The sequence below is a fragment of the Nocardia sp. bgisy118 genome (assembly GCF_057708605.1).
In genome coordinates, this window is record NZ_JBYISM010000003.1 from 336648 (window position 1) to 349650 (window position 13003).

The window sequence follows — 13003 nt, forward strand, 5'->3', positions numbered from 1 at the left end:
CGGGCCGAGGTGATCGAGCGATTGGAAGCCGATCACGCGGCCGCGGTCCTGGAGCTGGACGCGGCGCGTGCCGAGCGCGCCGAGGCGAATCGACCCCACCGGTTCGGCGAGGCGGACCTCACCGACAACCTGGACGAGACCCTGCACGAGCGGCGGGACAGGACAAGACCGGTCGGTGCGGCCACGGAGCGCTGGGAAGCTCAGCTGAACGAGCTGGAGTCGGCGGCACGCAGATACCTCGCGGCGCGTGACGAACTGGCGCGCCTCACCGCACAACTGACGGCGGCACGCAACACCGCCTTCGGTGACGAGGGCACGCGCGCCCCGCGCCCTGCGCGTCGCGACGAGCTCGCCGACCTGACAGCCCGACGGGCCGCCGCTCTGGTCCGGGTCAGCGCCGCCCGTGCGGTGCTGGACGTCGTCAACGGCAGGCGCGGGCAGAGCGAAGCGGAACCGACCGCGGGCGTGGACGCCGAGGTGACCGGGGTGCGCACCCCGAACGCGGAGACCCAATCGCCTGCCCAGCTGGGCGAATGGCAGGCCGCGGCGCACCGGTACGACGCGGCGCGTGCCGAGCTGGCGCGCATCGAGCAGCAGCTCGAGGCCGCGCGGCGCGGTCGACCGGCGATGTCGCAGGCCGAGCGGTCGCGTCGCGTGGTGGAGCGGATCGATGCCCAGCGAGAGACCGCGCTGCGGGAGCGGGACGACGCGCGGTCGCGGCGGGCCGAGGCCATGCGCGGGCTGCCGGTCGACGAGACGGAACTGACCGATGACGCGGCCATCGACGCCATGGTCGAACGGCTGGAGGGCCGGACCCTGCCGGTCACGGAACTCGCCGAGCAGTCGGCGCGGACCCGTGCGCTGCGGGACGCGGCCGTGCGCTACAACGCGGCCGAGCAGCGGTTGACCGCGGTGGATCGGGCGCTCGCGAGGGCGATCCAGCGGCAGGTGCTTGCCGAGGCGGGCGCACGCCGGATCGATGACCGAGTCGGTATCGTGCCGTCCGATCCGGTGGTGATCGTGGTCGTCGGCAGGGACGTGCCGACCGATGTGCGCGCCCGGCTTGCCGTCGACCACCCCCACCTGCGGTTGGCTCTCGGGCGGCCGGACGTCGTCGTCCGCCACCTACGGATCGAAGAATGGGCCGACGGCCGAATCATCTGGCATCGCACAGATTTCGGAGCGAACGGGCCGGTCGCGGTCGGTTCGAGCCCGTTGCGACCGGCGGACGTGGGTGCGCAGCAGGCTCCAGATGGCCGCGCCGGACAGCGCGATGCTGGTGGCGCGCAGCGGGATCCAGGTGGCGCGGACGGCCAGCCCAGCGAGAGCGGCGCACCACGACAGCCGGGCGAGCGCGACGCCGCGGTGAACCGAGCACGCGCGGATCTCGAGCGAGCGCGTGCCCAGCGAGATGCGCTTGCGGACGCGCATTTCGATGCCGTGATGAGCTTCAGGGCTGAGATCGGGCAGCTGCGTATCGCCTCGGCCGAGCTCACCATCCAGGCGTTGCCCGCAACGCTGCGCCGACTGCTCGACGAGGGCGTGCCCCGAGAACACGTCGATCGGCTCCGTGCGGCCGCGCACAACGTCGAGCAGCAGCGCGCCGATCTGGTTGCGGCGCAAGCGGAATTCGTCGCGGCGCAGCGCCGACTGGGATTCGCGCGGGCCGGATTGCACGAGGTCCGATACGACTCCACCGCCGAGCCACAGCGAGCACCCGGCGCGGCCGATGCTGTCGACCCGCGCACGGTGCACTGGCCCGGTGGAGTCGCCGCGGAGTCTGGGGCGGAGACAGACCAGGGCGTCGACGGGCGAGCTTCGGAAGATGCCGCGTCCTCGGCAGCTGAGCCGGTCGATCCGCGTACGGTGCATTGGCCCGGGGGTGCGGTGGAGACCGAGTCCGGCGTCGGCGAGTCATCGCCGGAAGGTGTTGCGGCGCAGGTTGTTCGTCCTGCGGATCCATGGACGGTGCATTGGCCGGGTGGTCGCACGGTTGAGTCCGAGGAGGGTGCGGGCAAGGCTTCGCCGGAGGGTGCGGGGTCGTCGGAGGTCGCGCTGGTCGATCCGCGGACCGTGCACTGGCCCGGTGGTGCGGTGGAGCCCGAATCCGGTGTCGGCGAGTCATCGCCGGAAGGTGTTGCGGCGCACGCTGTTCGTCCGACGGATCCGCGTACGGTGCATTGGCCGGGTGGTCGGGCGGTCGAGTCCGAGGAGGGCGTTGGCGAGGCTTCGTCGGAAGGTGCGGGGCCGTCCGCCGTCGATCCGCGGACTGTGCATTGGCCCGGCGGTGCTGCCGCGTCCGAAGCGGGTGAGGAAGGGAGACACCCGCGTCCCGAGAAGGGAGACGACTCCGGTGCGGCGGGCGCGCCGGCGCGGCCGGGTCCGCAGCCCGGCACCGACCCCGCGGGAGCCGCGCGCACGGCGCCAACGGATTCGGGGCGGCCGGAGGCCGGTGCCGAGCGCGCGTCGAACAGCGAAGGGCCCGCCCAGGCGACGTCCGAATCCCACCGCGCCAGGGTCGCACCCGGCGAGGGCGATCCGGTTCCCGGCGACGCGCGTGAGCCGCAAGCCGCCGGGGGTGGCGGCGGGACGACGCCGCCGGGCCAGCAGCCGCCCGCAGCGGCCGAACCGCCGGATCCGCACGATCCCGGAGCGTCGCGGTCGAAACCTGCGACCGGCGAAACCCGCCCGCACACCATCGAGGTCGACGGTGAGCAGGTTCCGGTGCATCTGGTCGACGACGGCTCGGGCGGCTGGCGGGTCGAACCACCCGTCGTCCGTCCGGAGGCGCCCGCGCCCGAAGCGGCTCCGTTGCCCACCTCGGAACCGCCCGCCACGCCTGAGCGCCGCCCCAACCTGGTGCGCCGCATGTGGACTCAGCTGCGCAGCGGGTTCGCCGGGCACACACCGAAATACCCGTCCGGGTCCGGTGTGGACAGCGCTGGACAGTCGGTGGTCGCGCACGAAGCGAACGTGCCGCTGATCAAGCACACGCCGGAAGGCGATGTGCTGCAAACGAAATTCAACCCCGTGCGCATCCTCAAAGAGGGTGCGACGATGTGGCAGAACCGGGAACTCATCCCGTTCCTGAACAAGCTGACCAGCCGTATCCCGGACCATGCGGGCGACCCGCCGCCTGCCCGCTCCCGCAACGGCGAGGAATACCGCCCGTGGCTGGACGAGGCGGACTCGAGACAGGTCCGCCAGGAAACCGGCGAAGATGTCGAGGAGCTGCGCAGGCAGGCCGACGCCGAACAGCCGAAGCAAGAGCAGGCGCCCGCCCCGGAACGGGTGCGGTACGAGCCGAACCCGAATGCCACCGGCCGGTTCGCCGACCTGTCCCGTGACCTGGCCGACGCCGCCAACCTGCGCGAGGACTTGGCCGCCGACCTGATCGCCGCCGTCCGTGACCTGGGCGCCGACCTGGGGCCGGAAGTGACGCCGGAATCGGTCCGCCAGGCCTTCGAAGTACTGCGCTACCACCAGGCCCGTCGCATCGGTGCGCTTGCCGGGCTCGCCGAAGCCGCCGCCCGCTACGACGCCGAGAACCGCCGCATCCCCTACAGCACCGAAGTCAGCTTCTTCGACTCCGATCCGATGACCCGGTTCCTGCGGGAGGTCATCCACGCCAACGACCGTCCCACCACCCTGCTCGATTGGGAGGGCGTCAACAACGGTGGTGAGCCCGGCAGGGACTGGGGCGATCTCAACTACACCGATCAGCCCGGAACCGACGAGGGCAACCCGACCTACTTCGAGAACGCGCTGCGGCGCGACCAGATTCGCGACGAACGCGCCGTCTGGGCGCAGCTGCTCGGCACCGATCTCGGGCAGCTGGACGTGCATCCCCGGCGCGCGCTCGCCGCGGCGATCGATCACATCCGCGCGCAGGCCCGCGGTCTCGCGGATATCGAGCAGCAGATGCGGAACTATCTGCGGGTGGACGGCGAGGTAGCCGACTTCACCCGTCAGCTAGCCGATTTGGGGCTGCGCGCGTCGGTCGAATCCGACGGTGGGTTCCTGCTGACCGGTGTGGACGGCATCGGGATCCTGCCCGGGGAGGCCGGGCAGCAGCCCAGGCTGATGGTGTTCGACGGAGATCTGGACCACGAACGGGTGCTGGCCGATGCCCTGCGGAAGCATCCCGAACTCGCACAGGCGGTCAACGACGGACTGGTCGATGTCGTGTTCCGGATCGCGCATGCCGAGCCGGACGGGTCCATGCGCCTGCTGGACAGTGAACCCGTCGCGGTGCGGCACATTCGGCAGGAGGTCGACGGGCGCGTCCTGGACGCCACCATGGTGCGCGACGATGACGGTACGTGGCGTCCGGTCTACGACAACGCGCCAGCGGAAACCGATCAGCGGCCGCCACTACTCCCAGAAGGGTTGTCCCGCAGCAAAGTCGAGATGGCCCGGCACGAACTGGCGCACCGCCTCGGCATACCGGAAGGGGAGCTCGACAACCCCGAGGCGCTCAGGCAACGCATCGAGCAGCTGCGTGCCGAGAACGCGCTCCGCGCGGCCCAGATCGAAGCGATTATCGATTACGGCCGCACCGCTTGGGATATCGACGATTTCCACGCGCTCAGCGATGCGCGCTCTCAGCTGGCGCACCGCCTCGGGTTGGCAACCGATCAGCTGACGCCCGAGCAGGTCGCCCGGGCGCTGGTCGGGGGCGATCTGGGTAAGGCGCGCCGTCTGCAGGCCGTCGAGGATCTGGTCGACTACGCGAAACTATTGCGCGGCACCGATTCCGGTGTGGTGGACGGCGCCCGGGATCGGCTCGCCGAGCGACTCGGTGTCGGGCGTCGTCGGGGCCGGTTCCCGAGGGACCTGTTCCCGCGCAGCTACAAGAACTCCGAAATGAAGTATCTGCCGGACACGTCCGGCACCGACCCGAAGCGGTTGAACAAGGCGATCGCCAAGCTCGCCCGCAAAGAGAGCGAGCGCGAGAATCTGATCGACGCGCTCGCCGAATACTTCCGGACCATCAACGGGCTGGACCGTTTCGACCCGGTCCGCTACGGCGAGGACGCGGTCGATCCGCGCGTCACCGACGGTGAATTCCCGGTGCACGACAAGGCGATCGCGCACCTGCTCGAGGTCGTCGGCGATCTCGACATCCTCACCGATGCGCTCGAAGGCGCCGACATCCTCGACCGCTTCGGCATTCTCGGCGCGCACACCGGACCCGCACCCGAACCCCGCGCCAACCCCGACTTCACCCGGACGGTCGGCGTCGAACTGCCCGAACCGGTGCGGCCCGGCGATACCCCGGAAGAGGTGGCCGCGAAAGCCGCACGGTGGGCGAAGGTCTACGAGGTCTACCGCGACGGCAAGATCGATCAGAAGGAACGCCTCACTCCCGATCAGCTGGCCGCCGTTCAGGCAGACTTGCGCAACGAAATCGAACGCCGCGCAGACGCTCTCGAGCTGCTGGAGGCTCTGACCCGCCGCGCCGACGAACTCGAGGCCGAAGCGCAGCGCCCCGCCCGCATCGCCCAGCTCCTGGCCGAACGCGACGCCGCGACCGCCGAACGCGACGCCGCCCGTGCCGCCCTCGACGCCGCCACCGCCAACTTCCGCCACAACCCCGGCGAAGCCGCGGCATCGGAACTCGGCGCGGCAGCCAAGCGGTACACCGACGCCGAAGCCGACGTCAGCCGGGTGGACGCCGAGCTGGCCGCGACCCAGCCGGCAACTCCGCCGAATGTGCCACCGGTGGGAGGGATGCCGCCGCAAGGTCGATCGGGTATGCCGCCGGTCGACCCACGTGTGGCGTGGGCGCAGCCGGTTGCCGGTGAGGGTGGTGTTGTTTCGGAGGCGCCGGTTGATCCGCGTGTGGCGTGGTCGCAGCCAGCGGGGCCGGACGATCCGACGTTGCCGTTGGGTGTGCGGACCGAAGGCGCGGATTCGGATTCTGGTGTGACACAGCCGCAACCGGGCGCGGGAGACGGTGGCGGCGGTCGGAAGCCGCCTGTCGGGCCGCCGGTGGCCACGCCGGAGCCGGACGGGTCGGGGGATCGTCCCGATGCCGATCTGGCGCGGCGGGTGACGAACCGGCTTGCTGCCGAGAACGCCGCAGCGGTAGAGGAATTGGATGCCACGCGGGCGGCCCGTGCCGAGGCGATGGACGGGTTGCCGGTGCGCGAAGGCGATCTGGCCGAGAACGCGCTGGCGGACACCATCGCCCGGCTGACCCGCGAATTGCCGGACCAGACAACGCGTATCGAGACTCTGCGCGAAGCGGCTACCCGGTTCAACCGGGCCGAATCCGCGCTGGAGGTGCTCGACGGAGCGGTCGCGCAGGCGATGGAGCGCGAAGCGCTGGCCGAGGAAGGTGCGAACCGGATCGACAATACGGTCGGCATCGTTGCGGGCGAGCCGCCCCGGATCGTGGTCGTCGGCTGGAATTCGCCGGGTGACGTGCGCGCTCAGCTCGCCGCCGACTACCCGAGTCTGCGTCCGCTGCTGGCCCGACCGGATGTCGTCGTCCGGCACATCGAGATCACCTACGGTGACGACGGACGAATCATCCACGTGCCGAGCGACTTCGGGCCGGATGGGCCCCTGCCTGGTCCGGTCGAGCCGGGACCTCCTCCGGGAGATTCGCCCGGGTCGCCCGAGCGGGAACGTCGTTCGGGGGAGGAGCCTCAGCCGCCCACCCAGAATCCGCAGGTCGCAGCCGATTTCGAGGCCATGCGTCAGCGCGCCGAGGCGCGCCTGCAAGAGGCGCTCGACGCGATCGCGCGCCGGGCGCAGGCAGCGCGCCAGTCGCAGGACAGCGAATTCGAGCAGCGCAGCCGGCAGCTCGATGAGGCGCTGGCCGAGAACGAGCGCCGTCAGACGGAGCTGGATGGGGCGCAGGAGGAGCCGCGGGTTCAAGATCCGCAGGCTGCGGCGGAGTTCGAGGCACTGGACGGTCGGCCGGAGGTGGCGCCGCTGGTTGGGGCGGACGAGCTGACTCCGGAGGCGCGGGCCGAGCTGGAGCGGTTGCGGGGTGCGCGCGCCGAGGCGCTGGCGCGGCGGGAGGAGTTGCGGGATATCCGGCGGGTGCTGGCCGAACTGCTGGCCGAGGCGGATCCCGGAGGTCCCGAGGCGGCGGCGCTGGCGCGAGCGACCGAGCGGCTCGAGGCGGCGGAAGTCGAGGTGGCGCGGCTCGATGCGGAGATCGCTGAGCAGGAGCTCGCTGGTACGCCTGAGGCTGTCCTCCAGGAGTTGATGCGCAGGCGTGCGCAGTTGGCGGCCGAACGGGCATTCTGGCGGGCCAAGCGGGATGATCGGTTCTCCCGGTTCGTGGATATCCCACTGCCGGTCCGGAACCCGAACGAGGCGCTGAACCAGGCGAATCTGGCGAATACGCTGCAACACTTGGAGAACGGGATCGTCCGCACCCGCGATGTCGCCGGTACCGGTGAGGAAAGCGCCACGCGGGCACAGGAATTGGTCGGCCCCGATGAGATCGCCCGCCGTCGCGAGCAGATCTTCAACTTGCAGGACGCGGCGCAGCGCTTCAACGAGGCGGATTCCGAACTGGCCGAACTGGATCGGCAGATCGCCGCACTCGGCCGGGTCGGCGTCGCGGAGCCCGAACTTTCGCAACAGGTTCAGGCCGAGCTCGATCGCCTCGCCCGCGAACGCGCGCAAGCCGTGCTCGCGTGCAAGCCGTGGCGGTTGATGCGGACCGACCTCGCGCGCCGGCTCCGAGTCGACGAAAGCCGACTGGGTCCAGAGGGTTTGGGCGCCACCCTGGACGAGGTGGCGAACCGGACCATCCGCGCCGACCAGGCCGACGAGCACGTCCGCAATATCGCCCTGCTGCGGGAGGCCGCCACCCGCGTCAGCCAGGGCGAACAGCTCGTGCACCGAATCCAAGGCCAGATGGCCGAACTGGCGGGTGCGGGCCGCGAGATCCTCGACGCGCTGGGTGTGCGCCCGATCGATCCCGGCGAAGGACATCCGCGCGTCGGACTCATCGAAGGCGAGCAGCCGCGCATCATCGTGGTCGCGCCGATCGGGCCGAACGTCCATCCGCGCGTCGATCACGATGCCGCGCTCGCCGCCGCGATCCGCTCGGATCCCGCTGTGGCCCAGGCGATGACGCGCCACGAAGCCCGCATCGAGTTCTGCTGGATCGTCGCCGAGCACGATGCACCGGTGCGGATCGCGCGGATGCCGGGGCCGAACCGCGAGTTCACCACGCTCCCGGCGATGGACGGTCGCCCGCCGCTGCACATGGTGCGCTGGCAGGACGGCGAAGGCAACTGGCATTCGCTGGATCCGCGCAGCGGCGAAGCCGGCACCGGCGGCCCGACCGTACCGAAAACCTATGAGGAACGCCTGCTGCCCGAAGGCGTCAGTGGGTGGGGTATGGCGCCGGTCGAAGCGGCGATCGTCGACCCGTTCGTCGGCAACGGCCCGGGTGTCAACCAAGCGTTCCTGCCGGCCATCCCCGGTGGCTCACCGATCGACAACGGCATGCCCACCTACGAGTTGCCGTTCGCCGACCTGGCCTACAACATTCTGCGGCTCACCCTGGAACCGGCGAAACTGTTCGGCTTCACCTGGTTCAGCGATAAAGAGCATCCTGGCCGGATCAAACCGGGCTTCAAGGGGCACCCGTGGTTCCGGGCGCCGAAACGCGACGTGCAGCCGATGGCGCGGGAATACCAGCTGCCCGAACGTGCCCCGGACAACGGTGAACTGGGCGAACCGTTCAAGCAGCGCCAGCGGCAGGAACAAGAAGCCTGGCAGCGGGTGCAGGACTGGGCCAACGCCGAATACCGGCGGTATCTCGGTGACGACAGCGATATCGACACCGTCGCCAACAACCTCGACGACCATCCGGCCGCCCAAGGCGCGGCGCGTGCGGTGCGGGCCGCCGTGCTCGTCGACGTGATCGCGAATGTCATCGACGACTACACCGCCGGACTCGTCGAGGTAACGCACCGCAGCCCCGACGATCCGGGCCCCGACCTGAGCCGCGCCGTCGAGGCGATCACCGGGCATCTGGATCACGAAAGGCCCGGTGACGCAGCACGATTGGTCGACGACATCCGTGATGCCCTGATGGGCCTCCGTCCCGATCGCGCGGCAATCGCGCGTGCGGTCGCCGAACGGCTCGACCACGCCGTTCCGGCGTTCTCCCACGAGGAGATCGCCCAGATCAAGAACCATCTGATGCGCGATCAGCATCTGCGCATCGATCCGCGCGACGGCGTGCCGCGCCGTCTCCCGCTGGACCCGGTCGCCGATGTCGCCGAAGCCTGGAACCGGCTCATCGCGGGTGGCGACAACATCCTGCCCGCCGATATCCTCCTGCTCCAGGACGCTCTGGCCGAATCCAACTACCTGCGCGCCCACCCGTACGGCGCCGCCTGGCGCGACGCCAATCAGTACGCCATCCGCATCGGCTTCGACTGGGACGCCGCTCGACCACCCCTCACCGACTGGCGCAAGGGCATCAAATACGCCCCCGCCGCCCTCGGCCCCGACAACCTCCTCCCGCCACGCCCCGAAATCGACCCCAACCCCCTCCCACCCGGCCCCCGCCCCCACCTCCCACCCAACCCCGAGGGCCCGGTCAACCACACCCCGGTGCCCTCGGAAAACGGACCCGCCCAACCGATTCCGAGTCCAGATGACCCGACCGTAGAGCTGCCGTCGCCGGATACCGTCGATACTCAGCCCATTCCGCACCCGAATGGTCCGACCGTCGAACTGCCGTCGGCGGATGAAGTGGATACCCTGCCGATTCCGCACCCGGACGACCCGACGGTTGAGCTGTTGTCGGCGGATGGGGCCAATTCGGAAGTTGGCGAGGGTCAGTCGCGGCCAGACAGTGGTGCCGATTCGGAGGTCGGCGAAGGTCGGTCGCGGTCTGAGGGTTCGGCGCGGCTGGATGCCGAGGGCGGACAGTCGCGGCCTGAGGGTGGGGCGCAGGCTGAAGGTGGCAAGCGGTCGCAAGTCGGCGAGGGGCGGCCTCAGCCTGAGGGTGGGTCCGATTCGGAGGTCGGCGAAGGCGAGTCTCGGCCGGAGAGTTCGGCGCGGCCGGAGGTCGGCGAGAGCCGGTCGCGGTCAGAGGGTTCGGCTCGGCCGGACGCCGAGGGTGGACAGTCGTGGCTCGACGGTGGTGTGCAGAGCGAAGGTGGCGAGCGGCCGGAAGTCGGCGGGGGGCGGCCTCAGTCTGAGGGTGGGTCCGATTCGGAGGTCGGCGAAGGCGAGTCTCGGCCGGAGAGTTCGGCGCGGCCGGAGGTCGGCGAGAGCCGGTCGCGGTCAGAGGGTTCGGCTCGGCCGGACGCCGAGGGCGGACAGTCGCGGCTCGACGGTGGGGCGCAGAGCGAAGGTGGCGAGCGGCCGGAAGTCGGCGAGGGGCGGCCTCAGTCTGAGGGTGGGTCCGATTCGGAGGTCGGCGAAGGCGAGTCTCGATCGGAGGGTTCGGCTCGGCCGGATCGCGAGGGCGGACAATCGCGGTCCGAGGGTGGGGTGCAGGCCGAAGGTGGCGAGCGGTCGGAGAGCGGCGAAGGTGGGCGTCGGACCGAGGGGGAGCAGCGTTCGGAGGGCGGCGAGCGGCGTTCGCGGCCCGACGGTGGTGCGCGAGCCGGTCTCGCGGCCGGAAGTGGCGCGGAGGACGATCGCGACCCTCGGATGCCACCACCGGTCCCGCCGAACCCGCCCGTGCCTCCTTTGCCGCAGCCGCCGCAGCCTCCGCAACGGCCGGTGCCGCCGGTGTCGCAGCCGCCGGTGCTTCCGCAACGGCCGGTGCCGCCGGTGTCGCAGCCGCCGGTGCTTCCGCAACGGCCGGTGCCTCCGCTCCCGGAGATCCCTCAGCTGCCGCAACCTCCGCTCCCGGAGGTCCCGTCGCTGCCTGTGCCTCCGGTACCACCCGTGCCACCGGAGCGACCGGTCCCGCCGCTTCCACCATTGCCGGAGCCTCCGTCGCAGCCGTTCCCACCTGAGCCGCCGGTACCGCCGGTCTCGCCGTGGCCCGCTTCGCCGTGGCCGGAACCCCCGACGCCTTCGGTTCCGCCTGCGCCGCCGCAGTTTCCGGTCCCGTCTGCGCCGGAATCTCCGTCGCCGCAGCCGTTCCCGCCTGGGCAGCCGGTTCCATCGTGGCCTGCGCCGTCGTTGCCGGAACCGTCGGTGTCTTCGGTTCCGCCTGCGCCGCCGCAGTTCCCGGCTCCGTCTGCGCCGGAATCTCCGTCGCCGCAGCCGTTCGCCCCTGGGCAACAGGTGCCGCTGGCGACGCTGCCGCAGTGGCAGGCGCCTCCGATCCCGGAGGTTCCGGAAGTTCCACTGCCGCCGGCTCCGCAGCCGCAGGCTCCGCTACCGGAACTCCCGGAGCGCCCGGAATTGCCGCTACCGCCGGGGCAGCCGGGGTCGGGCAACGGATTCGGGTCTCCCGGTGGCTCGCCGCAGCCGCTGGAGTCTGGTCTCGACTTGCCGTCTCCGCAAGGTGACGGGACTCGTAACGGACAGGGCGGCAATGGATTCGGGGTTCCGGGTTCACCCGGGGCCGGATACTACGACGCGCCCGCACCGGTACGGCCGGATTCGCCCGCGCCGCAGTACGACTCGCCATCTAACGGCGCCTACGGCGGCGAATCCGCAGGGCAGACCGGCGATCAGCGGGCGCCGTGGCCGTCGAACGGTCATGCCCAGCCGAATGGCGTGAACGGTCACTCCGGTAACGGTTTCCCGGCCTCGAATGGTTCGCAGGCAGGTGCGATGGGAGCGCCCGGGATGCCGGGTACGGCGGCCCCGAGTGCGCCTGCGCGTCCTTCCCGGGCGGTGCCGCGTGCCTCGGTGTTCGGCAACGGGCGCGGTCCCGGCGGTGAGAGCGCGCAACCGCGGGGGAACACGATCGTCGTCCGGTCGCACACCGGGTTCGGTGAGTTCTCCGAACTGGATTTGGGTACCGGTGATCTGCGCGCCATGAACACGGGCCTCGGTCCAGTGGGTGGCGTCTACGGCACCGTCGGTGAGACACGGTTGGTGTTCTACCGTGACCGCGGAAGGCTTCTACTGCGCGTCGCCGGGCGGACGATCGACCTCGAGGCCGAGCACGTCACCGTCGGATGGGATCGAATCAACGAGCGCACAACCCGTTTCGCGCTGTCGATCGCCGGCTCCGTGCTGTGCGATGTGCGTTACCCTGCTGTGGCGCCCGATCTCGATCTCGGCATGCTGATCCGCGACGTGCTGTCCGACCCGGCTCGCCGCGAACGCATCTTCTCCGCGTGATCACCGGCCCGTCGGCCGGTTCCGTGTCTGCCGTATCCGCCACGCTCCGCGGGTTACGACATATCCTCCAGCTCCCACCGGTACCCGAATCCGCGGATGGTGGTGATCAGCCCGGGTCTGCCGAGCTTGGCGCGCAGTGCCGCCATGTGCACGTCGAGCGCCCGCGAGACCGCGGCGAACGCATCGCCCCAGATCCGGTCCATCAGCTGTTGCCTGCTCACCGCGGCCCCCGGTCGTTCCAGGAGGATGCGGATCAGCTCGAATTCCTTGTGGGTGAGCGTGATCGGTTCGCCCGCGATCTCCACCAGCCGCGCGTTCAGATCGACGCGGACATCGCCGGTGACGATCACGCGCTGCGGCGGCGGCGCGTGCGCGGTCGCGCGCCGGGTGACGGTCTCCAAGCGGGCGATCAGTTCCGCGATGCGCGGCGGTTTGACCAGGTAGTCGTCGGCCCCGGCGTGCAATCCGCGGATGACCGCCCGCTCACCCCCGCGCGCGGTGAGGATCACCACCGGTACCGAGCTGACCTTGCGCAGCTTGCGCAGCACCTCCAGACCGTCCATGTCCGGCAGCCCGAGATCGAGGACCACCGCGTCGTAGCGGTTGTGGCAGAGCAGCAGATCGCTGCCGCGCTTGATGTGATCGGCTTCGTATTTGGCTCGCAACGCCTCGAGCAGCGCGCTCGCCACCCCATCATCGTCTTCGACTACGGCAAGCCTCACGCACCGATCCTCGCAAATCGAAGGATCGGTGCGCA

At 70.6% G+C, this 13003-nt stretch carries 2 protein-coding genes (1 of these 2 running past the window's edge); one reads left to right on the plus strand and one right to left on the minus strand.

Features of this window, described 5'->3' with window-relative positions; genetic code table 11:
* Positions 1-12246: the final stretch of a hypothetical protein gene (locus AC3EO7_RS05565; RefSeq protein ID WP_435590596.1), read on the plus strand. The gene continues 32757 nt to the left of window position 1, outside the view; the window shows 12246 of its 45003 coding nt (coding positions 32758-45003); its start codon lies off the left edge, out of view; the stop codon is at positions 12244-12246.
* 53 nt (positions 12247-12299) lie between these two features.
* Here AC3EO7_RS05565 and AC3EO7_RS05570 read toward each other — a convergent pair whose 3' ends face one another.
* Positions 12300-12968, minus strand: a complete 669-nt coding sequence (locus AC3EO7_RS05570; RefSeq protein ID WP_431964076.1) for a response regulator transcription factor — start codon at positions 12966-12968, stop codon at positions 12300-12302.
* Positions 12969-13003 lie beyond the last annotated feature (35 nt).